Below are 22,958 nucleotides of genomic sequence, written 5' to 3'. Positions count from 1 at the left end.
GTTGTGAGTTGTGAGTTGTGAGTTGTGAGTTGTGAGTTGTGAGTTGTGAGTTGTGAGTTGTGAGTTGTGAGTTGTGAGTTGTGAGTTGTGAGTTGTTTAAGAATTTTCAAACACCGTGTTTGTTTTAATTATTTTCAATTAAAACAAACACCAATGACAAGCGAAGCGACAATGACCAATGACAGCGAAGCGAATGACCAATGACAAGCGAAGCGACAATGACCAGTAAAAATAATTGGCACCTAAATTGCATACCAACTGCTAAACGAAAAGATTATGTGCCGGCTTTTGATAATTGATGATAACCCTATTGAACACCTGATTTTACAGCGGATGATTGACTCCGGCAACCTCTTTCAACATGTTTCACATAGCTCGGATGCCCGGGTGCAAATTGAATCGCTTAGAGAAAACAGCAGTTTTAACGATAAGCTTCCCGATTTGATATTTTTAGATCTTCATATGCCCGATTTTAACGGATGGGAATTTCTGAAACATTTTAAGGAGTTAATTCCACTGTTTAACAAAACGGTTGATGTGTACATCGTATCATCGTCAATTGATCCCAGGGACTTTTCAAGATCAAAAAATTATCCGTTCGTCAAATCCTTTGTTTCAAAACCTTTTAGTAAACAAACTTTAAACGATACCTATTTAAGGTACTCCGCAGCGTAACACAGCAACGCATCTAATTGGGTTAACATAACTTAACATATTTCAAAAATATTTTTTTATAAATATTTAATAATCAATGCTTTATATTTTAACATGGTTAACACTAAACTAATCACGAAATTTAGGCGCATCCAATATTTGTGTCTGTTATTGGCCAATACAAGTCCCTTTGGTACCTGGATGATTTAACCAGTATCAGGCAATAAAAACAAGGTAGCTTTTGGTGCTTATATCTTCCCCGCGCAATAAGCTTATTCCCTTAGCTATTATTAATTAACAGCTTATCGCCGTCAACTATTTAGATGCGTTTGACCAGAGCGGCGTAAGCACTTTCATCATCAGAACACGTTATTTATTCACTCCGCTCAACTTAACCCTAATAATCCTGTGTTTTTTTCCACCATTTTTCTATCGCCGATAGTATCTCATCCACTTTTATAGGTTTACTCAGGTAATCATCCATGCCGGCGGCAAGGCATGCCCCACGGTCTTCGGGCATGGCATTGGCCGTCATTGCCACTATAACAGGTTGATGAACATTTCCCAGCCTGATTCGCCTGGTGGCCTCCAGCCCATCCATCTCGGGCATCTGAACGTCCATAAAAATCAGCCCATATTTTTTGCGGGTAAGCGAATCCAAAGCTGCCAGCCCATTTGGTGCCACATCAGGCACATAACCCATTTTTGTGAGGACCCGCATGGCCAATTTCTGATTAATCAGGTTATCTTCTGCTATCAGGATATCTATAGGATATTGTCTGGCAAATTCTTCAGTGAACAGGTTTCCGCGCACATGGGGTTCGTGGGCCACATCAACCTTTTTTAACTGGCTAATAATAGCGCTATAGAGCACATGATATTTAACAGGTTTGGCTATTACGGCGTTAAAAAGACCAGGTTCTTTTTTATTTTGCTCGTGACTTGCAGGCCCAAGCAAAATCACGCGCACAGCGGGGTAGCTGGCCCGTATATGCCTTGCCATCTGAAAGCCATCCATTTCGGGCATATTAAAATCGGCCAACACCAGGTCAATCTTATCATTCACAGCCAATATTTCCAGGGCTTCGCTCCCCGACGCTATCGCCGTTGCAGCAAATTCCCATTGTGCAAGTTGCGCCTGCAATACCCCGCGGCTTGCTTCATTATCATCAACAATCAATATATTTTTTCCTTGCAAGCTGGTGTGGCTTTCCATATGTTCGGCCATACCGCTTTGATGCCCTTTTGCCGATTTAATATGGAAGCAAAAAGTAGTACCTTTCCCAAATTCGCTTTCAACTTTAATTTCGCCGCCCATCAATTCAATCAGCCGTTTGCTAATGGTAAGGCCCAGCCCGCTCCCACCGTATTTGCGGGTTGTACCCGAGTCGACCTGCGAAAAAGCCTGAAAAAGCTTGTCTAATTTTTCGGCTGGTATTCCAATCCCGGTATCGCGCACGCTAAACGATAAAGCAAAATCCTGGTTGTGCCCGGGCAGCATACTTACATTAATAACAATCTCGCCCTGTACGGTAAACTTAACGGCATTGCTCACCAGGTTTAGCAGTACTTGCCGCAGGCGCAGTTCGTCGCCAAAAACAATAGCCGGAACATCGGGTGCAATCTGGTAAAGCAACTCAAGGTTGGGTTTAAGCGCACCGCCTGCAAATACATCCAGGGTACCCTCAATACAGTTCCTCAGGTCGAAATCGTTTTCATCCAGCTCCATTTTCCCGGATTCTATTTTCGAAAAATCCAGAATATCGTTAATTACGGATAACAGCGCATCGCCACAATTTTTAATGGTTTCGGTATACTCTTCCTGCTCGGGGGTAAGTTGCGTACCAGATAAAAGCATGGCCATGCCTACTACACCGTTCATGGGAGTGCGTATTTCGTGACTCATGGTAGCCATAAAAAGGCTTTTAGCAGCGTTAGCCTGCTCGGCCTCCATGCGTGCTTTATGCTCATCAATCGTCATTTTGGCCAACAGCTCGGTACGTTCCTGTACCTGCCGCTCCAACACCAGTTGCCGTAGTTTAATAGATCTTAACCGGTACCTGAAAAGCCCGTAAATGGCGGAAGCCAAAAACATAACGGCAAACAATTTAAACCACCATGTTAACCAAAATGGCGGTACAATAGTAATTTTAAGTGCGGTTGCCACCGGCGACCATTGCCCGGCGCTATTCTGGTACTTTATTTTAAAATAGTATTCGCCGGCGGGCAGGTTGGTGTAGGAGGCAGTATTCCTGCTCCCGACTTCACTCCACTGGGTATCATAATTCTGCAGGATAAAGGCGTATTTTTTCCTGTCGGCAGAAGCAAAGTCGAGGGCAGCATATTCCATCGAGATATCAGATTGCCGGTAGGATAGGGTAATACTCCTGGTATCAGCTATATCCTGCTTCGGCGCGTTTGGATCATCAGCGCCTATTACGGTGTTTATTGGTTTATTAAAAATAAGCAATGACGTTACTACCACCGGCGAAAATGGTGCAGGCCGGGCTATCCGTGCCGGGTAAAAAGCATTAAAGCCGTTGATACCCCCGAAAAAAATCTCGCCACTGTTTGTCTTTAAAGCCGAATGCGGTTTAAAGTCATCGCCCTGCAAGCCATCTTCGGTAGTATAATTTTTAAACAACCGGGCAACCGGGTTGTACATCGATATGCCGTTATTGGTACTTACCCAAAAATTACCGGCGCCGTCCTCTTTTATTGCATAAATAATATCGCTGGCCAGGCCATCTTTTTTGGTAAAAACCGTAAAATGCTTAGTAACCGGGTCAAACAAATTAAGGCCGCTAATAGTGCAAAGCCATAATTTACCCTTGCTATCTAAAAAAACATCCGTGACCGTGTTACCGCTCAGGCTGTTTTGGCCATCATGGTGCCTGAAATGGGTAAAAACGCCTGTTTTATTATCTAACATATCAAGGCCGTTATCATATGTGCCAATCCATAAGTTGCCGTCACGGTCTTCGCACAAATCATAAATGCGGTTGCTGCTGATGCTTTGCGGGTTATGCGCATCGTACCTGAAATGTTTAAACTTACCGGTTTTACGGTCATAAAAATCAAGCCCGTCATTAAATGTCCCCAGCCATGTGTTTTGATCTTTGGTATGTAGTATGGCGTAAATGTTATTTCCGCCTGGCCCATCCGGTTTAGCGGGGGTTACTTTAAAATTTTTGAATATGCCCGTTTTGGGATTAAATATACTGAATCCATCGCCCCAGGTGCCAATCCATAGGTTTCCATCGGGGTGTTGGGTTGTAGTTAGCACATAATTGCCGGTAATACCGTTTTTACCGGCCGGAGGCTGTTTATAATGCCTGAAAGATCCGGTTGACCGGTTAAACAGGTCAAGACCGCCGCCATCGGTACCTACCCATATATTTTTATCACGATCTTCGAACAAGTCAAGCACAAAATTGCTCGAGAGGCTTAATGGTGAAGAATTGTGATGATAAAGTGCAAAGCTCGAAGTTGCCTTTTTATAAAGATTTATTCCGCCACCAAAAGCGCCCAGCCACATATTGCCGTTTTTATCTTTACAGATGGCATTAATGGAGATACCGTTTATACTGTTATTGTCAATATCGTCATGCTGGTAGTTATAAAGATTACCGGAAGCATCCAGCAAACTAAGCCCACCATGCTCGGCCCCTATCCAAATATTGCCGTTATCATCCTGGCCCAGGCTATTGACCGTGTTAATCGAAGTGCTATTGCCCAGGCTATCTTTATTTTTTATATGCCTAAGGGTATGTTTTGCGGGGTTAAATACAAAAACCCCTTCGGATATAGTACCAAGGTACAAGTTGCCGGTTCTATCTTCATAGATGCAGAAGATATGATCGCCTGAGGTGCCTGCATCAGTATTTGAATATTTAAATCTTGAAAAGTTATTACTTGCCGGCCGGTAAAGGTTTAACCCGCCAGCCGTTCCTACCCAAAGGTTGTGGTGCGAGTCGGTAAAAACTGTATATACATTGTTATTGCTCAGGCTATTACTATCCACGTCGGAATGTGTGTAATGCCTGAACTTATTTGAATGTACGTCGAGGTAATCAAGACCACCGTTTTGGGTTGCTACCCACAAATTGCCGGCGCTATCAAAGCTTAGCCGGTTAACCACATCAGTAGCCAAACTCGCCGGGGCATGGTCATTATGCAGGTACCTGATAAAGCGTCCGGATGCCCTGTCAAACTTATTCAATCCACCTTTAGTGGCTATCCATATATTTCCGGATTTATCTTCTGCCAGGTCACTGATAACGTTATTGCTTAGCGAACTATTGTTAGCCAGGTCGAAACGGTAATTGATGAATTTATAACCATCGTACCGGTTAAGACCATTCCCGGTTCCAATCCACATAAACCCGCGGCTATCCTGGATAATGCTGCTCACGTCAACCTGCGATAACCCTTCGGCGGTGCCGATGTGGTCAAACTTCAGGCTTTGGTTTTGCGCAAAACAAGCCAGCGGCACACCTGTAATTAAAAAGGCGCAAATCCATAAATGAATAATCTGTTTGGCTGTAACCACGAATAGTGTAATTAGGTTCGTACACTTTGATTTTGTGCAGTGCCGAAACTACTTTTACGTATTTTTTTTGCCACAAGTTTCATGCTATAAACCGGGCACATTTACCCGACAAGCCAGTAAAAATCAATGATCGGCATAACAGCAAGCCCAAAGCAAGGAGTATTTTTTGACCTGATAAACCGGCTTAATCACATGCCGGTTATACCGTCGATGTTGGCTACTGCTAAAAAAAATAATTTTTGCAGACTTTGTTTTCGGGTGCATTCGCATTCTGTATTTCGCATTTGCTCATGATGCGTTATGAGGAGGATTTATTATTTGAATTGGCTTTTTGCACCGCTTTTTCCACTTAATAATTTCATACCAGATAACCGATAAAAATCCGATTCCAAAGCTAATTGCCAGTTGATATAAATTCAAAGATGCAAACCCAAAGAAAATGGATAAAGGCTTTATGTAAAGCAATAAGCCTGTGATAATTATGGTTATGCCTATTATCAGCAACACCAAATTATTTTTATACTTTATAGTTGTAAAAAGCGAATAATAAAAAGAGCGGTTTACCAGCGTGAGTAATATATTGGCAGCTATAAGACAGTTAAAAACCATGGTTCGGGTTTGCTGCTCATTTAACCCGGCTTTTATAGCCCATTGATAGGTAGCTAAAGTTCCGGCGGTTATCATTAGCCCCTGCACAACGCTGGTGGCCAACTCCTTCCAATTAAAGAAAGTATTAGTAAACGGACGCGGTTTCTGCAGCATAGTGTTTTTTTCCATGGGTTCATTTTCGTAGATGATTGAACAGGTAGGCCCCATAATCAGTTCTAAAAAAATAATATGGACAGGCGAAAATATGTTAGGATATATCCAGCCGAGCGCCAGGGGGATAAACACTGTTAGTATAATGGGTATGTGGATTGAGATGATATACTGTATTGCTTTTTTAAGGTTAGTATAAATCCTGCGGCCCATGGCCACCGCATCTGTCATTTTTGATAAATCATCTTCCAGCAATATGAGCGACGCGGCCTGCCTGGCAATTTCAGTTCCCTTTTTGCCCATGGCTATACCAATGTGCGCGGCTTTAAGTGCAGGGCCATCGTTTACGCCATCTCCTGTCATCGCTACTATCTCGCGCTGCGATTTTAATGCGTTAATAATCCTGAGCTTTGCATCAGGATACATCCGGGTAAAAATGTTTAGCTTTTGAACAGAATGCTCAAGCTGCTCGCTATCCAGGTCCATCAGTTCGTCGCCGCTGATGCATTTATCGGCACCCTTAAAATCTATTTGCCGGGCAATGGCTGCAGTGGTGGCGGCATTATCTCCGGTTACAATCTTCACCGTTATACCTGCTTTATAAAAGGTTTCAAGTACCGCTTTTATGTTTTTTTTAGGCGGATCATAAAAAGCCACCAAACCTTTAAATCCAAATTCAAACTCCTGTTGCGTAGCAGGAAAATCGTTTCCGGCAAAATGGGCCTCTGCCACCGCCAGGATACGATAGCCTTCAGATGCAAGTGTATCAATAGTAGTTTGCAACTGCTGTCGTTCGGTTTCAGCCAGTCCGGCTATCTTCATTATCGCCTCGGGCGCGCCTTTGGCCGCTATGATCCGTTCCTTATTGTCGTTTTCAAACAAATGGGTCATCATGGGCGGCTTGCCACTCAGCGGATATTCATGAACCATTTTATATTGGGGCCTTTCATCGGCTGCGGTGTTTTTTGCATACGCCTCATGCAAGGCAATTTCCATCGGATCAAAGGGTACAGGCTCGCTGGCCCACATCGCCAGCCTGATGAGCGCCCGTTCGGCTTCATCGTACGCGCCCCCTGCATCAGTAACCTTGCCCGATTTGAGTGCGAAAACTTTAGCCAGGCTCATTTTATTTTCGGTAATGGTACCGGTTTTATCGGTGCATATAACAGATGCGCTGCCCAACGTTTCAACAGTTTTCATTTGTTTAACTACTATGCCCATTTTCATCAGCCGCCAGGCACCTAAGGCCATAAACGAGGTAAAGGCGACAGGTATCTCTTCGGGCAGGATGCTCATGGCCAGGGTAAGCGCCTTGATCAGGCTATCAGTAAGGTTGCGTGAATGCGTGTAGTTAATGGCCCATACTATAACGAAAACAATGGCGCCTGCAATCACCATTTTTTTTACAAAATTATTAATCTGAATTTCGAGCGGGGTCTTCTCTTCATTAATTGCTTCCAGGCTTTTGCCAATAGCGCCCAGGCGGGTTTTATTACCAATAGCAGTTACCCTTGCTATGGCCAGCCCACCAGCCACCGTAGTACCTCGCAAAATTGTATTATCTGTCGACGATTTATCTTTATAAACCGGCAGCGATTCGCCGGTAAGGATGCTTTCATTTACCGAAAAATCATTTGATTGTATAATTATGCCATCAGCCGATACAGAGGTGCCCTCTTCAACAATCAAACAATCGCCAATAACCAGGTCTTCGCTTTTTATTTCTACTATAACATCGTCTCTTATAACCTTACAGGTTGGCTGCGAGTAATCTTTAAGCTTATCAAGGGCATTTCGGCTCCTCGAATCCTGGTATAGCGAAATGCCCGATACCAGTATAACGGCCGATGCCAGGAAAAAGCCGTCGCCATTTTTACCGCTGATAAAATAAATAGCCGCCGTAACCAATAGTAAAATAACCATTGGCTCCTTTGCAATACTTTTTAGGGCATCAATAAAACCGTTTTCTTTTTTATAGGTAAGGCTATTGACGCCATATTTTTTCCGTGCCTCTATAATCTCCTTGCCGCTTAGTCCTTTTATATCCGGATTATTTAATTTCATTTGTGGGCTTTTGAATCGGCATTAGTAAAACAATCGTCAAACAAACTACTGTTAAGTTAATAGTAGTAAGCTTTGAGTCAAATCTATTCTTTTTGGCTTAAAACTGTCGACTAAGGACCGTACTTCATTACATGATTTGCCAGGCACTACTTATTGAATATCTGCCGGAATTATCATCAGTGGGATGTGCTGATGGCCAAGCGCTTTTTCGGTTGTAGATTTCTTGAAAATACCGGAAAGAAAACCATGCTCATAATGAACCAGTGCCAGCATATCTGACCCATTCTCCTTACAAAGATGATTCAGCCTTTCAATTACATCTTTCCCGCGTATCTGTTTATAAACTATACCCGAATCTTCGAGCTTTTTGATATGCCTTAACAAAGCTTTTTCCTTGTCAGGATCCTCATATTTTTCAAACACCGATATATGTACAATTTCCAGCTCAAAATCCAGTTTCTTGCTCAGATTGGCCAGGTAGGTGATGGCAAAATTATCAAACGGTTCAAATGCGGTTGCCAAAGTGATCTTCTTTAGCTTTTCCAATGTGGCTTCTTGGGGAATAATTACAACCGGGCACGATGCATGGTCAACTACATCCATAGTATCGCTACCAAAAAAAAGATGATTAACCGGGCTGTTTAAACTGCCGCCCATTACTATAAACGCTGTTTTTTTCCCGTTGATAATTGCCGCCAGATTGTTTCCTAACGGGCCTTCGCCACATTGCGTGTGAATCTGGGGCTTAAATTCTTCTTTAGCCTGCCCGTTGTGCAAATGGCCCAATTGCCTGGCAAGCTGATGAAGCCCGGAGGTACTGTCTTTCTTCCGAAAAACAAGCTCATCAACAGCTAAGGGACCACCGGCATAAGCTGGTATTACCGGATGGTTGTAGTAGGAATTAAAAATGATTATGTCGCTGTGCAATTTCGCGGCAAGCGGCGGGGCTGCTTTGGCTGCGTGGTTTGCATTTTCAGAAAAATCGGTAAGCACGAGGATGTTATTCATATCGCCTGAATTATTAAGTAAAAATAAGCTTAAATAAAAGCGCAACTTGTAATGCAGGTCATTAACAAATCTGATTTTCATCACTTTATGAATGCTGTAAAAAGACTTGGGATGAGATTTATGTTGAGGTTGTTTTTTTCGCGCTAAAGCACAAAAAACAATCAAATCGCTTAGTTTCTTAGCGCCTTGCGAGTTGTAAATCTGCGAACTCGGAAGGGAAAATGTTGTACAGCGCATGTCGGCGAGTCGACTCACCCCGACGTGGCTGCGTCGCATAGAGGGGCCCGGAAAGAGAAAAAATGGGGTTACCCTCTTTGCGGCTTCAGCCGGAGAGAGGAGGGTCGGCCAACGCAGCGTCGGCCGGGGTGAGTCGTGACCAGCGTTCAAATCAAATTTGCTTGTGAACACGGATTCGATTGCATATGGGATAGGCAGGTGATGCACCTCTACAAAAAACATTTCAACCTCCACCTATTTTGCGTTATACCCGCCAATCGCTAACTTGCCCTTATGATTAAACCGTTACTAATAACATTGCTTGCACTATCTGCCGCAGTGGCAAACGCCCAAAGTTCAAATACTATTGATAGTTATTATCCACTTCTGCGAAACACATTTATTGAGGCCAATGCTTATAAAACGGTAGCATTTGTTGAAAAACGCTGGAGGCTCCCGGGCAATAAGGGTTTTAACGAGAGCATATATGAAGTGGAGAAAACGTTACAGCAGGCCGGCTATAAAAAAGAAGCAACAGGTGAGGCTGATGGCCCCTTAACCTATCGCATTGAAACCCGCGAAATGCAACGCCCCGCATGGGAGCCTGTAAACGCCATGGTAACTATCGAGGGAGAGCAAAAGCCCTTACTTACCTTTACTAACAACCGCAACATGCTGGCTATTTATTCGGCAAGTACCCCGCCTGGTGGTATTACTGCTGAAGTTATTTTTGTGGACAGGGCCGATCTGAAAAATATTGACAGTAAAAAAATAAAAGGTAAAATTGTTTTTGCCGAGGCTAATGTGGGCATGTTTTACTCATCTGCGGTAAAAAACGGTGCAATCGGCGCAATCGGTTATAGTATGCCGGCCTATACGCAGCCCGAAAAAAATGTAAATTCTATCCAGTTTGGCGGCATCAGGTACCAGGATTCATTGAGTCAGAAATTTGGGATCCTGCTGTCATATGCAGCTAAAGAAAGACTTAAAGCGGCATTACAAAAAGGCCCGGTTAAAGTACATGTTGATGTGGAAGCCAAAATATATCCCTCAAGAGAGCTCACCATTATAGCTAATGCCCGCGGCTCGGTTAAACCCGATGAGCGTTTTGTGTTTAGCGCCCACGTACAGGAGCCGGGCGCCAATGATAATGCCACAGGCGTAGGCACCCTGGCCGAAATGGCAAGGGTAACCGCAACACTAATCACCCAGAAAAAGTTCAGCCCTAAGCGTACCATCACGTTTTTATGGGGCGATGAAATTGTGTCGACAGGCAGGTATATAACCGCAGATACCCTGCGGGCAAAAGGCATTAAATGGGGATTGAGCCTGGATATGGTGGGCGAGGATGTAAACAAAACCGGCGGCAGTTTCCTGATTGAAAAAATGCCCGACCCATCGGCTATCTGGACCCGCGGTAAAGATAAACATACCGAGTGGGGCGGCCGGGCCCTGCAGGAATCAGATTTATTTCCGCATTATTTTAATGATTTAACGCTTAACCGCTGTATGCAGCAAGGCCGGGATAATGGCTGGGTAGTAAAAAGCAATCCTTTTGAAGGCGGCAGCGATCATACCCCATTTTTGCAGGCCAAAATTCCCGGTTTATTAATGTGGCATTTTACCGATGTATTTTACCATACTGATGCCGACCGGTTAAATATGGTTTCGGCACAGGAAATGAAAAATGTGGGTATAAGCGCGTTAGCGACAGCATACACACTAACCGCGGCAGATGAACCAACTACGTTAATGCTAATTGGCGAGCTGCAAAAAAACGCGACCGACAGGCTAAATGACGAATATGCTTTAAGCGCGCAGGCTATTAAAGAAGGATTACCTGCCGATGCCGAAAAACATAAAATTGATGTATGGGCAAAATGGTATACCGATGCCTTGAGCAAAATGACCGACATTAACGTTGATGGCAGCACCGGGCCAATAAATAACAGGATAGCGAAAGCAAAGCAGGCAGTGATGGATTTAAATTTAGAAATTGATGCCGATCTTAAATAACAAGTAACATTTTGCCGTTTCAACAATTCAGCTAACTTTGAATAAAAATACTATGCACGCATAATGATTGCACAGGCTATATTTATCATCATTTTAGGAGCCGCCGTTTACCTGTTTGCCAAAAACGCAGGCAAAATAAGGCGCAATATATTATTGGGCAAGGATGTTGACCGCAGCGACGAGCCGGCAACCCGCTGGAAAATAATGGCCAAAGTAGCGCTTGGCCAAACCAAAATGGTTAAGCGCCCGGTAGCTGCCATAATGCATTTTTTTATCTATGTGGGCTTCGTCATCATTAACCTGGAAGTGCTGGAGATTATGATAGACGGCATCTTCGGTTCGCACCGTATTTTTTCGGGCCCGCTGGGCGGCTTGTATAGCCTGCTGATAGGCGGTTTTGAGGTGCTGGCGGTATTGGTACTTGTTGCCTGTATTGTTTTCCTGAGCCGGCGTAACATCATTCATCTTAAACGTTTCTCGGGCACCGAGATGACCCAATGGCCAAAATCAGATGCCAACTATATCCTTTGTATCGAGATACTGCTCATGACCGCGTTTTTAACCATGAACGCGGCCGACTATAAATTGCAGCTATTACATTTTGAACATTATGTAAAAGCAGGCAGTTTCCCGGTAAGCTCGCTTATAGCACCGATATTGCCCGATAGCGCAGCGTCATTGGTGATGCTGGAAAGAGGCTGCTGGTGGTTTCATATCATAGGTATCCTTGCGTTTTTAAATTACCTGCCCTACTCCAAGCATTTTCACATCCTGTTGGCTTTTCCCAATGTGTATTATTCAAACCTGAACACCAAAGGAAAGTTCACGAACATGGCATCGGTTACCAACGAGGTTAAGGCCATGCTCGATCCTGCTTTCGTTCCGGAAAATACCGGCGAGCCTGCAAGGTTTGGCGCGAAGGATGTAACTGATCTTACCTGGAAAAACCTGATGGAGGCCTATACCTGTACCGAGTGCGGCAGGTGTACATCAGTATGCCCGGCAAATATTACCGGCAAACTGCTATCGCCGCGTAAAATTATGATGGATACCCGCGACAGGCTTACCGAAGTGGGCAACAACCTGGATAAACACGGCAAGGATCATGACGATGGCAAATCGCTGCTGGATAATTATATCGCCCGCGAAGAACTTTGGGCCTGTACTACCTGCAATGCCTGTGCCGAGGCCTGCCCGGTAAATATCAATCCACTTGAGATCATTGTGGAAATGCGCCGCTATGTGGTAATGGAAGAATCACAGGCACCGGCAAGCCTGAACAATATGTTTAGCAATGTTGAAAATAACGGGGCCCCCTGGAAATACAGCCAGGCCGATAGGTTGAACTGGGCAAATAATGATTAATTACAGGCTTTATTAAATACACACATGCTGCAGGATATCGCAATCATCGAACTGAAATATAATACATTTATTGAAAGGGCAGCCGCAGCCAAATCGGTATGGGGATTAAAAAGTAAAACAGGATGGGCCAATTCACATTCAAGCGACGATGAAGGTATTAGCGTGATTCCATTTTGGTCGGATAGGGCTTTGGCCAAAGCCTGCGCACGTGATGACTGGAAAGGCTACTTACCGGTTGAAATTCTGATAGCCGAATTTTTAGAGAGCTGGTGTGTAGAAATGGATGAAAACGACGTACTGGCCGGTATTAACTGGGACGCCAAAATGTTTGGAAAAGAAAGCCCCGCTTTAAATGTGGCGCTCGATATTCTTAACCAGCTAAATGCCAACAACACGGCAATTGTATTTAAAAACTACAGCGGCGTAAATGATTTTATAGCCAATATAAACGAGTTGCCCGACGACTTATAATCAGGATTTATGACAAATTTCAAAATACCCACTATGGCCCAAATGGCCGCCGACGGCATTGAACCCGAAATATTGTTCTGGGTTGGCTGTGCAGGTAGTTTTGACGAGCGGGCGCAAAAAATAACCCGCGATATATGTAAAATATTGCATCATGTAGGCATCAGCTATGCCGTTTTGGGTACCGAAGAAAGCTGCACCGGCGACCCTGCCAAACGGGCCGGTAACGAGTTTTTGTTCCAGATGCAAGCCATGACCAATATTGAAGTGCTTAATGCCTATAATATTAAAAAAATAGTAACCGGCTGTCCGCACTGTTTTAACACCATCAGGAACGAATATCCGGGTTTGGGTGGTAATTATGATGTAATACACCATAGCCAGCTGATACAACAATTAATTGATGAAGGTAAGCTGAAAGCCGAGGGAGGCGAAAGCTTTAAAGGTAAAAAGATCACTTTTCATGACCCTTGTTACTTAGGCCGGGCAAATAATGTTTATGAGGCCCCGCGTGCCGCATTGGAAATACTGGATGCCGAACTGGTTGAAATGAAACGCTGCAAAAGTAATGGTTTATGCTGCGGCGCGGGCGGCGCGCAGATGTTTAAAGAACCCGAACCAGGTAAAAAAGACATCAACCTTGAACGCATGCAGGATGTAATTGAAGCCAAAGCCAATATTGTAGCTGCCGGCTGCCCCTTTTGTATGACCATGCTTACCGATGGTGTTAAGCTACAGGATAAACAGGACGAGATACAGGTGTTGGATATTGCCGAAATAACGGTAAGGGCAAATGGTTTATAGTCATTGGTCATTGGTCATTGGTCATTGGTCATTGGTCATTGGTCATTGGTCATTGGTCATTGGTCATTGGTCATTGGTCATTTATGGCCAAGTTTGATTGGCAACGATTGTTTTAATTTTTTTAATAAATCTACCAATGACTAATGACAGCGCAGCGAAATGACCGGTGACAAGCGAAGCGACCATCCTTCAACAAGCCTTCACCAGCAATTCAGCTGTTTTTAAACCCGGCATAGGCACTACTTTCTTTTCGGAAGTAACTTTACGGTACTTAACCAGGTTAATAAGCAGTACGCTGATGAGGATAATAACCAAACCAACAACCTGTAAAACAGATACCTGCTCGCCGGCAAACGATACACCCAAAAGCACCGCGATAACCGGGTTTACATAGGAGTGTGTGCTTACCTGCGTAGCCGGCCTTACCTGCAACAGCCAAATGTAAGCGCTAAATGCCCCAATAGATCCAAATATAACGAGGTAGGCGATAGCCATCCATGATGAAGCAGGTACCTGCGTCAAACTAAAGCCATCAAATTCATGATGCAGCATGCCTGCGGGGATAAAAGCCAAACCGGCAATAATCATTTGCCAGGCTGTATTTAACCTTGCCGGGCCGCTGTTTGCGTTGTGTTTGGAATACAATGAACCGGCCGACCATACTATCGGCCCCAAAATCAAAAGGGCTACGCCCAAAAAAGTGGTTGTATGATGTTTATCGGCAAGGGCTTTGGCTACCTGTTCGCCAAATAGCAGCACAACACCGGCAAAGCCCACAATTAGCCCGATAATGGTCGATTTGCTTTTGAAGTTAACACGCCAGTTTGGCCTGTCCAGCACCACAAACCAAATGGGGCTGGCCGATACTGTAATGGCTACCATGGCGCTGGGCAAAGTTTGCTCAACCCAAATTACCATGCCGGTGGCTGCAAACAACATCAGCATACCGCTAACAGCCGAATTGATGATATCCCGTTTCACCAATATTTTATCGCCCCTGTAAGCGCACCAGCCCAGCATAAGCAGTCCGGCGATAGTATACCTGAGCGCCCCCATCAGCATAGCCGGGAAACCGTGTACTGCCATCCCTATGAAAAAGTATGTAGAGCCCCAAACAATATAAACCGTAGCGAATGCTATGATTACCAATAGCGCAGGTGCTTTTTGTTGTTTAACTGTTGTCATGATAGTTTTAGTTTTTGTTGATGATTGAATCGATGCTCCATTTATAATCGGGCAGTGTGGCCAGCAGCAGGCTTGCCGCGCTTACGGTAAAAACCGAATAACCTACCGGCGACTCGATACCGCCGGATACAGCCATGGCCAAAGCAAACGCCAGGCTAAGCAGGCAGCTAAGTGATGCTGCCGTACGGGTAAACAAACCCGCAAGTAATAACAAACCTATGCCGGCCTCGCCAATGGTTGCTATCACAGCCAGTGTTGGGATAATTCCCGAAGGCAAAAAGCCCATTACCTGCCGGGCATAATCCATAAAGTGCTGCCAATCGCCCCAGCCTACATGGGGTTGCCCATGGGCGCCAAAAAAACCAAGGCGATCTGCCACCTCCCACAGGTAGCTGGTAGCCAAAGCACCACGCAAAGCGACAGACGGGATGGCATAATTTTTAATGAGTTGCATATCTTTTCTATTAACTGGTATAAAATTATGCAACAGTTGGCCTATCTTTATAGTCCAGAAAATACAAATAAGATAGTCCAGTATGAAATTCAGCATAGGATTAATCAGCATTGATAAGAATGCACAGGTAGCGGTTTATCTGCAGATAACCAATAGCATTATCGGGCACATCAGGCAAGGTACATTAAAACCGGCATCACCCCTGCCCAGCAGCAGGCTGCTTGCCGCCGCTTTAAAAGTTCACCGAAAAACAGTTGTGGCTGCCTATGACGAGTTGTATGCCCAAAGCTGGGTAGATGTTTACGCGCGTAAAGGATTTTTTGTAGCCAAAAACCTGCCCGATGTATCGCCCCGGCCAATCAACAACACAGTAAAACAAAATGCTTATCCCTTAAAAACCCATTTTGATGTTGCCGAGAAAGTACCCTACCCCGGCTTATTTAACGATGATAAGCCCCGGTTGCTAACATTTGACGATGGCTTCCCCGATACCCGCGTAGCCCCGGTTGAATTACTGGTACGGGAGTACCGCAGGTTTGCCAACTACCATTTCACTCAAAAGTATTTAACCTACGGCCCCGAGCAAGGTTCGGCAAACCTGCGTACCGAGCTGGCCCGTTTCCTGGGCGAAACCCGTGGCCTGCAGGTTAGCGCCGATGATATCCTGATTACCAAGGGCGCTCAAATGGCCATTTACCTGGCAGCCCAGATCCTGCTAAGCAAAAATGATGTTGTAATTGCCGCGGACCCCGGATATCCGGGCGCCAACGAAGTATTTGAACAAACCGGGGCCAAATTAAAACTGGTACCGGTTGACGAGCATGGTATTGATTTAAACGCAGTAGAAGAGATATGCGAACAGAAGAAAGTAAAACTGGTATACGTTATCCCCCATCACCACCGCCCTACTACGGTTACCCTAAGTGCCGACAGGAGAATGCGCCTGCTGGAACTGGCCCGCAAATACCGCTTTGCCATTATTGAGGACGATTATGATTACGACTTTCATTATGCCAGCAGCCCCATACTGCCCCTGGCCAGTGCCGATTACTATGGCAGCGTGATATACGTAGGATCATTTTGTAAAACTATAGCGCCCGGCATTCGCATTGGGTTTATGGTTGCACCGGCCAACCTGGTTGTGCAGGCCACCAGGCTGCGTAAAATGATTGACCGCCAGGGCGAGCACCTGCTGGAAGAGGCCATAGCCAACCTGCTTAAAAATGGCGATATAGGCCGTCACCTTAAAAAGGCCAATAAATTGTACCATGAAAGGCGCGATATCCTTTGCGCCCTGCTGAAAGAGCATCTTGGCAGCTGGCTAAGCTTTAAAATTCCAGATGGCGGCTTTGCGGTTTGGGTTAAGTATGCCGATGGCATTAGCCCTGCCGACGTAGCAGAAAGAGCATCGGCTATGGGCCTCACCATTAATAACGGCCGCGATTATTTTTACCATAACACCGTCAATCATCCCTATGTCAGGATAGGTTTTGCATCCCTCAACCCTAAGGAACTGGAAACGGCCGTAAAAATACTGGCCGGCGTATTTAAAAAGCTCAGTCCCAAAAGCCCTGAAGTTTAATTTGTGCCGATGGATACCCCTGCCCTTTGAGTAGTTTACGCAACTGGGCTACCATGGTATTATTACCGGCTAAATAAAACACGGTGTTCTCTAAACTATAACGCTGATCAAGCACCCATTCAATAAGGCTGTGATGGCCATAAACATCGCGGCGGGCTATTGGCTCAAGCGGCGTCCAAAAGTATTCCTGGAATAATTTACGGTGATGCTCGTTGCCAATTACAATACCGCCCGAAAACCGGGTATGGGGCAGCACCATTTTTTGCAGGGCCAGTAAATGCCCCATGCTGCTTTCGTCGCCAAGGGCAACTATTGCCGATGTAGCCACAGGGCTTTGGTTAGTAGTACCCGTTTTAAGATAATTTACCTTATCGCCCTTTTTTAACAATCGTGCCCAATTGCTGCCTGGGCCGTTATGAGCGGCATCAACATAAATGGTGCAGGTTTGGGTTTCGGCATCCCAGCCCGATGGCGTGTAATCCCTGAAAGTAAGATTATCTACCTTAAATTTAATATAAGGAATTTCGGTCCAGCCGGTCATATCTATTTGTGGCAGGTGCAGGTCAACCTCAATTAAAGTGCAGGGCTCCCAATACCTTACTTCCAAAACATTACCTGCTTGCAGGCGGCCTTCAAATAGCTTGTCGGTTTTTTGTTTTAATTTCTGTAGAGTGGATGTTTCCATGTGATGTAGAATTATTATCACAAAGAAAAGGCTTATCTATGCCCAATGAAATGGCATACCTGCGGTAATGATTGGACTATTTGCGGTAATCGGCTTTGAAGGCGAGTGGCGTTACACCTTCTGCTTTTTTAAACAGGCGCGAGAAATAGGCATGGTCTTCATACCCCAGCGCGTGCGCAATTTCTTTAACATTCAACTGGCTATAATACAGCAAACGTTTAGCCTCCAAAATAACTTCCTGTTGAATCCAGTAACTTACCGACAGTCCCGTAGCTTTTTTTAAAGCCTCATTCAGGTACGTTTCAGATACATTTAGCTTAGCCGCATAAGCCGACGGGCTTTTGAGCGTTCGTACATGCTCAACCAGCAGTTTCTTAAAATCCTGCGCCAACTGTACCGGGCGCGACATCAGCATACCCGGTTTACCCGTTTGACTAAAACACCCGGCAGCTATCCCAAGGAACGATTGCAGCAGCGAATGCACAACAGATAAATTAAAAACAGCCTGCTCGTCTTCCCTGTACCGCTCAAATAAAAGGTTGAGCAAGCTTTGGCACTGGCGTTTTTGCACGTCGTTTAAGGTATAAGGCTGCTGCAACAGTAATTGATTTTCAAACACATTACGATAATCGGGCGGTATCAGCATGGTATCCACCGCTATGAACCATCCATAAGCGCCTTCGTTTTGGATGCGATGGTGCACCTGCCCAGGTAAAACATAGTAAAGACAGGATTCCTGTATCACGATCTCGTTGAAGTCTACCATCAGCGATCCCCATCCCCCTTCGATAACAAAAAATATATAATGATCATCGCGGTGAGCACCCAGGGGTTCATCGGCTTTGGGTTTATCGCCCTTAAAAAAGCGATTAATCTCCAGGCCCGATGAGGCACGTTCCTTTAAAAGATGTACTGGAATGTCTTTCATGTTCAGGACGGCAAGTTAGGGCTTATTGCGATTGGATGTATGGACGGAGTGGAAAAATTGTGGGCGTAGCCGAAATACACCGCTTACCAAAAACCATACGCCATATTTTAATATGTTTGCCTATCTTTAGTGGTGAACATCCAATTACTTCCTTTACTTTAAATGAGGCCAGGCTTATATCTTTTATTTTTCTTATTTGTTTCGATAAGCCGGCCGGCCTATGCACAGTCAGTTGCTACCGATTCGTTACTCACCAAGCTTAACGCGGTACTGGCCGATAAGGATGTATACGTAAAGCAGAAAACAAACCACATTGATGAGCTGGGCAAACAGCTAAGCCAGGCCAATGATCTGGATAAAAAATATAATATTTACCAGCAGTTATATAACGAGTATAAAAACTTCAGCTACGATTCAGCCTATAACTACGCCAAAAAGCTACAGGAAACCGCCGCCAAACTAAACGACCCTAACCGTATGGCTTTTGCTAAAATGGAACTGGGCTTTACGCTCATTTCATCGGGCATGTTTAAAGAGACGCTGGAAACCCTCAACAGCATCAGCCTGCAATACCTATCAACCGATGATAAGGTGGAGTATTACTTCCTGAAAGCACGCAGCTATTTCGACTTATCCGATTTTGACCGGAATGTTGATTACTCGGCTATGTATAATCCCAAAGGCATTCAGTTTATCGATTCGGCCCTTTCATTAGCCTCGCCCGGAACCTACAACTATTATGCATTAAGGGGGCTGCAAGCCTTACGCAAGGCCGATAATACCGGTGCCGTAAAAGATTATACCGCCCTGCTTAAGTTAAAAAACTTAACGCCCAACCAGTTTGCCATAAGCGCCTGCTCTTTAAGTTACATTTATGAAGTGCTCGGCGAGCAGGACAAATCGACCCAATTACTGATCCAGGCGGCCATTGCCGACTTGCAGTCGGCCACTAAAGAAACAGTCGCCATTTATAAGCTGGCCGATTTCCTGTATAAAAAAGGCGACCTGAACAGCGCCTTCGTCTATATCAAACAAGCTATGGACGATGCCACCTTTTATGGGGCACGCCACCGGCAGGTTGCCATCAGCAGTATATTGCCCATTATCGAGGCGCAGCGCATCAGTACGGTTGAGCAGCAACGCAAGTCGCTGATTATTTACGCTTCTATCATTACAGTGTTGGTGCTTTTTGTGGTGATGTTTGCATTCATCATATTCCGCCAGCTTAAAAAACTACGCATTGCCGATAACCTCATCAAGGAGGCCAATGTATCGTTACAGGAAAGCAACGTTGCATTGGAAGCATTAAATCGAAATCTAAGTACGGCCAATAAAATCAAGAATGAATACATTGGCTATTACTTCAATATCAATTCCATCTACATTGATAAGCTGGAGAGCTTTCAGAAATCGCTGGATAAAAAATTGAGCAGCAAACGCTACGAAGATGCCCAGGCAGCAATTAAAAGCCTGAACCTGGAGAACGAGCGGCACCAGTTGTTCCATACTTTCGACAAGGTTTTCCTTTCCCTTTTCCCCGATTTTATTGAAAAGTTTGAAGCCCTGTTTAACAAAGACGATAAAATTGCCATTGCCGACGGGCAGTTGTTGAGCACCGAGCACCGCATTTTTGCCCTTATCCGCATGGGCATCCACGATAACGACCGGATTGCCAAACTCCTGGGCTACTCGGTAAATACCATTTACTCCTACAAAAATCGTATCAAAAACAAATCATTTATCGCTAATGATGAGTTTGAAGATCATATCATGGCGATAGAGGCGGTGTAGTTTTAAGCTGTTAAATTCAAACTTTATTTCTCTTCTTATTATAAGTATAAGGCGGCCACGTTTGCCTGTCGGCACTGCTTAGCCAGATAGTATAGCGTTTTTGAAATAACAATACCCCATCACGTTTTATAGCCCATAAATAATATTCTATAAGGTTGGGATTGCCTTTACAATATTCAACTATGCAATTCTGGATACCTGTTACTGTATAATAATGCATCGGCTCTATATGGTCGGCCATAATAATCGCTACCTCTCCCTTATTTAAAAATCTGTCCTGGCAATCGGAACGAATACCGGTGGTGGAGGTGTCGCCAAAATAGGTTGTTATGGTGGGCAGCAATTTGCTTCCATAAGCTTTTAACTTTTTTGCCGAAGCATTGGTAATTATATTTTTTGAGTTGCCTGTTTTATAAATATCAGCCAATAATTTGTCGACCTCTTGTTTTGATTGTGCAAAACAGCCCGCAGAGGTTAACAAGAGGAAAAAGGTCAAATTGATAAGCATTTTCATTATAGAAGCATTAAAAAACAGGTCTGTCTATCTCCACATCCTTTATTTTCCAGGCGGTTTTTAAACGTTGTTTTACTTTGTTTAAAGCGAGTGCATTCCCCTCATTTTGATAGGCCCATTGCAAGCCTGTAAGCGCCCAGCCATTGTTGGGGTTTATTTGCAGGTCTTTATTTAACACAGCCACGGCCTCGTTGTAACGACCTGCTTTTAGCAATACATTGCCCAGGTAATGCCGGGCGGGTAAGGGCCAGTCGCGGGGTTCGTTATAAATGAGTTTATCTTCGGCTATAACTGCTTGTTGTAAAGTGGAGATTGCAGCACCATAGTTTTTTTGCGTGGCAGCAATATTGCCTTGCAATATCAGGTGGCCGACGCCGGCGGCCTCAAATGCCGAACTGAAATTATCTATTGGTGCTTTTAACGATGCATCAGTTAAACCGGCTTCCATCAGTTTTAGTTCTGAGGCAGCTTTTTGTGAATCGCCCTTACCGCACCAGGCCATGCCCTTTGCAAAATGAAGCAATACCGATGCATAGGCAAGAGTATCGCCTACGTGGGTGTTTAAAATATCGTCCCATTTGCCAAAGCGCACATCGGTTAGCGCAGGCTGCATATAAACGTATTGAAAAAAATTACCATCAGCCCCTTTGGCGACCAGGTAATCAGGTATAATGGTAGCCTTTGCTTCATTGGCACCGCTAATGGCGGCCTTATAGTTACCGCCCATTTGCGCGCAATTTACTTTAAGGTGAATGTTATGCGTTTGGTACAACACGGCCCCGTTAACCACCGGGTTGTAAAGGCCCACGTAATAATTAAACCCGGCAACCGCTGCGTTATTATTGGCAATACCTTGCTGGTAATTACCCGTACGGATGTAAATATGCGATGGCATGTGTGTAATATGCGATACCAGCGGCATTAAAGTATCCAGCAAATGCGCGCTTTTTAAAGCCAGTTGCGGCGTGGCCGATGCCTCCATAGTATGGATATAAAAATGATTGGCTCCCGGATGTTTGGGGCTTATTGCAATAGCCTGCTCCAATAATGCGCGGATCTCCGGCGTCCATGGTTTGGGGTTAAAATCGTGGGTGTATAAATCCCAGGGATGTAACAATAGCAGGGCATCTGCATATAATGTTATCACCTCGGCATTTTTAGGGTAGCTGGCGTAAACCTTTTGCATGGCCCTGGCATAATTGCTGCGTAACTGCAACACGGTGACGGTGGTATCTTTACTATACCGCTGTTGCATTGCCGCAATAAGTGCTTGCTCCAACGGCGTGCATTTATTGGCAAAGTTGCGGCTTTTTACTGATGCTTCGTAAGCATCGGTGGGCGGGGCGTAGCCATTAGGGTAATTGATGGTTGGCCCCATAGCCAGCGACCTGCCGTACCAGGCCATCGCGCATTCCGGATCAAACCGGGTTGCCTTGGTAAATGACGCTATAGCTTCAATAGAATGAAAAGCGTAATACATGCTCAGGCCCTGGTTAAAATAAAACTGGGCGCTGTCAGACGGGGTAGTGATTTTCCATTTATAATTTCCCCAGCCATTTAAAGCAGGAATTTCTTTTAAATCATCTGCCAGGTTGTACCCGCCGCTGCAAAGTACCACGGGACGTGTAATAGCCTTATGCAAAAACGCGGTTTTTGTGACTTTTTTTTGATACCGGTGATAAAAAGACTGACCGGTTAAAAAAACAACGACCAATGCGGGGCATATGACCAGGGCTCTTTTTATTTTCATCTGTTGTGGATTGCTGAAGATACTGCAATTTAAGTTTTTATGTGATGAATAATTGGCAGCTTTGCAACTATTTCCCCCAACAGCCCCAATCATCTCCTCAAAACCCGTCTATATCGCCCCATATTAAATCTATATTACAACTCCTAAAACAACAATAAAAATA

At 44.7% G+C, this 22,958-nt stretch carries 16 protein-coding genes; 7 read left to right on the top strand and 9 right to left on the bottom strand.

Annotated elements, in window-relative coordinates; genetic code table 11:
* Window positions 1–276 precede the first annotated feature (276 nt).
* On the top strand, window positions 277–675 hold the full coding sequence (locus BMX56_RS22115; protein ID WP_090651857.1) for a response regulator: 399 nt from the start codon (window positions 277–279) through the stop codon (window positions 673–675).
* A gap of 376 nt (window positions 676–1,051) precedes the next feature.
* On the opposite strand, the gene BMX56_RS22110 is transcribed toward BMX56_RS22115, so the two are convergent.
* The 3 genes from BMX56_RS22110 to BMX56_RS22100 all read right to left on the bottom strand — a co-directional run bounded on the left by BMX56_RS22110 (window position 1,052) and on the right by BMX56_RS22100 (window position 9,508).
* A complete protein-coding gene (locus BMX56_RS22110) occupies window positions 1,052–5,206 on the bottom strand; it encodes a hybrid sensor histidine kinase/response regulator (RefSeq protein WP_090651856.1) in 4,155 nt (1,384 codons plus the stop codon).
* A 288-nt stretch (window positions 5,207–5,494) separates the two neighbouring features.
* Window positions 5,495–8,029 carry a cation-translocating P-type ATPase gene (locus BMX56_RS22105; RefSeq protein ID WP_090651855.1) on the bottom strand — a complete coding sequence of 845 codons (2,535 nt, stop codon included), beginning with the start codon at window positions 8,027–8,029 and terminating at the stop codon, window positions 5,495–5,497.
* Window positions 8,030–8,179: 150 nt separating this feature from the next.
* A complete protein-coding gene (locus BMX56_RS22100) occupies window positions 8,180–9,508 on the bottom strand; it encodes a universal stress protein (RefSeq protein ID WP_143065505.1) in 1,329 nt (442 codons plus the stop codon).
* Between the two features lie 39 nt (window positions 9,509–9,547).
* Here BMX56_RS22100 and BMX56_RS22095 point away from each other — a divergent pair, with 39 nt between their 5' ends.
* From BMX56_RS22095 to BMX56_RS22080, 4 genes are all read left to right on the top strand, one after another.
* The gene (locus tag BMX56_RS22095) at window positions 9,548–11,269 is read left to right on the top strand and encodes a M28 family peptidase (RefSeq protein ID WP_090651853.1); all 1,722 of its coding nucleotides are present in this window, start codon (window positions 9,548–9,550) and stop codon (window positions 11,267–11,269) included.
* Between the two features lie 63 nt (window positions 11,270–11,332).
* Window positions 11,333–12,634: a 4Fe-4S dicluster domain-containing protein gene (locus tag BMX56_RS22090; protein ID WP_090651852.1), complete on the top strand. Its 1,302-nt coding sequence runs from the start codon at window positions 11,333–11,335 to the stop codon at window positions 12,632–12,634.
* Window positions 12,635–12,658: 24 nt separating this feature from the next.
* Window positions 12,659–13,105, top strand: coding sequence for a DUF2750 domain-containing protein (locus tag BMX56_RS22085; RefSeq protein WP_090651851.1), 447 nt, complete (start codon window positions 12,659–12,661; stop codon window positions 13,103–13,105).
* Window positions 13,106–13,114: 9 nt separating this feature from the next.
* The gene (locus BMX56_RS22080) at window positions 13,115–13,906 is read left to right on the top strand and encodes a (Fe-S)-binding protein (RefSeq protein ID WP_090651850.1); all 792 of its coding nucleotides are present in this window, start codon (window positions 13,115–13,117) and stop codon (window positions 13,904–13,906) included.
* 189 nt (window positions 13,907–14,095) lie between these two features.
* Here the strand turns inward: BMX56_RS22080 and BMX56_RS22075 are convergent, their stop codons facing one another.
* Window positions 14,096–15,091 carry an EamA family transporter gene (locus BMX56_RS22075; protein WP_090651849.1) on the bottom strand — a complete coding sequence of 332 codons (996 nt, stop codon included), beginning with the start codon at window positions 15,089–15,091 and terminating at the stop codon, window positions 14,096–14,098.
* 7 nt (window positions 15,092–15,098) lie between these two features.
* Window positions 15,099–15,545: a DoxX family membrane protein gene (locus BMX56_RS22070; RefSeq protein WP_090651848.1), complete on the bottom strand. Its 447-nt coding sequence runs from the start codon at window positions 15,543–15,545 to the stop codon at window positions 15,099–15,101.
* 82 nt (window positions 15,546–15,627) lie between these two features.
* On the opposite strand from BMX56_RS22070, the gene BMX56_RS22065 reads away from it, so the two are divergent.
* Entirely contained in the window at window positions 15,628–17,127 is a 1,500-nt protein-coding gene (locus BMX56_RS22065) for a MocR-like pyridoxine biosynthesis transcription factor PdxR (protein ID WP_090651847.1), read from the top strand.
* Here the strand turns inward: BMX56_RS22065 and BMX56_RS22060 are convergent.
* Both BMX56_RS22060 and BMX56_RS22055 read right to left on the bottom strand, forming a co-directional pair.
* A complete protein-coding gene (locus BMX56_RS22060) occupies window positions 17,102–17,812 on the bottom strand; it encodes an SIP domain-containing protein (RefSeq protein ID WP_090651846.1) in 711 nt (236 codons plus the stop codon). The genes BMX56_RS22065 and BMX56_RS22060 overlap by 26 nt on opposite strands.
* A gap of 76 nt (window positions 17,813–17,888) precedes the next feature.
* Entirely contained in the window at window positions 17,889–18,740 is an 852-nt protein-coding gene (locus BMX56_RS22055; protein ID WP_090651845.1) for a helix-turn-helix domain-containing protein, read from the bottom strand.
* Between the two features lie 162 nt (window positions 18,741–18,902).
* Between BMX56_RS22055 and BMX56_RS22050 the strand changes: the two genes are divergently transcribed.
* Complete coding sequence (locus tag BMX56_RS22050; RefSeq protein ID WP_090651844.1) at window positions 18,903–20,531, top strand: DUF6377 domain-containing protein; 1,629 nt, start codon at window positions 18,903–18,905, stop codon at window positions 20,529–20,531.
* A 16-nt stretch (window positions 20,532–20,547) separates the two neighbouring features.
* On the opposite strand, the gene BMX56_RS22045 is transcribed toward BMX56_RS22050, so the two are convergent.
* Both BMX56_RS22045 and BMX56_RS22040 read right to left on the bottom strand, forming a co-directional pair.
* Window positions 20,548–21,045: a hypothetical protein gene (locus BMX56_RS22045; protein WP_090651843.1), complete on the bottom strand. Its 498-nt coding sequence runs from the start codon at window positions 21,043–21,045 to the stop codon at window positions 20,548–20,550.
* A 10-nt stretch (window positions 21,046–21,055) separates the two neighbouring features.
* On the bottom strand, window positions 21,056–22,795 hold the full coding sequence (locus tag BMX56_RS22040) for a tetratricopeptide repeat protein (protein WP_177183881.1): 1,740 nt from the start codon (window positions 22,793–22,795) through the stop codon (window positions 21,056–21,058).
* Window positions 22,796–22,958: the final 163 nt, after the last annotated feature.

The organism is Mucilaginibacter sp. OK283 (assembly GCF_900110415.1).
Taxonomy (GTDB): domain Bacteria; phylum Bacteroidota; class Bacteroidia; order Sphingobacteriales; family Sphingobacteriaceae; genus Mucilaginibacter.
Note: the sequence above shows the minus strand (reverse complement) of the source record. Positions and strands in the feature narration are given on the sequence as shown.

Coding starts and splice junctions, on each gene's coding strand:
- BMX56_RS22050 (WP_090651844.1), top strand. CDS start 18,903: ATGAGGCCAGGCTTATATCTTTTATTTTTCTTATTTGTTTCGATAAGC.
- BMX56_RS22085 (WP_090651851.1), top strand. CDS start 12,659: ATGCTGCAGGATATCGCAATCATCGAACTGAAATATAATACATTTATT.
- BMX56_RS22040 (WP_177183881.1), bottom strand. CDS start 22,795: ATGAAAATAAAAAGAGCCCTGGTCATATGCCCCGCATTGGTCGTTGTT.
- BMX56_RS22090 (WP_090651852.1), top strand. CDS start 11,333: ATGATTGCACAGGCTATATTTATCATCATTTTAGGAGCCGCCGTTTAC.
- BMX56_RS22045 (WP_090651843.1), bottom strand. CDS start 21,045: ATGAAAATGCTTATCAATTTGACCTTTTTCCTCTTGTTAACCTCTGCG.
- BMX56_RS22105 (WP_090651855.1), bottom strand. CDS start 8,029: ATGAAATTAAATAATCCGGATATAAAAGGACTAAGCGGCAAGGAGATT.
- BMX56_RS22095 (WP_090651853.1), top strand. CDS start 9,548: ATGATTAAACCGTTACTAATAACATTGCTTGCACTATCTGCCGCAGTG.
- BMX56_RS22055 (WP_090651845.1), bottom strand. CDS start 18,740: ATGAAAGACATTCCAGTACATCTTTTAAAGGAACGTGCCTCATCGGGC.
- BMX56_RS22065 (WP_090651847.1), top strand. CDS start 15,628: ATGAAATTCAGCATAGGATTAATCAGCATTGATAAGAATGCACAGGTA.
- BMX56_RS22075 (WP_090651849.1), bottom strand. CDS start 15,091: ATGACAACAGTTAAACAACAAAAAGCACCTGCGCTATTGGTAATCATA.
- BMX56_RS22070 (WP_090651848.1), bottom strand. CDS start 15,545: ATGCAACTCATTAAAAATTATGCCATCCCGTCTGTCGCTTTGCGTGGT.
- BMX56_RS22115 (WP_090651857.1), top strand. CDS start 277: ATGTGCCGGCTTTTGATAATTGATGATAACCCTATTGAACACCTGATT.
- BMX56_RS22080 (WP_090651850.1), top strand. CDS start 13,115: ATGACAAATTTCAAAATACCCACTATGGCCCAAATGGCCGCCGACGGC.
- BMX56_RS22060 (WP_090651846.1), bottom strand. CDS start 17,812: ATGGAAACATCCACTCTACAGAAATTAAAACAAAAAACCGACAAGCTA.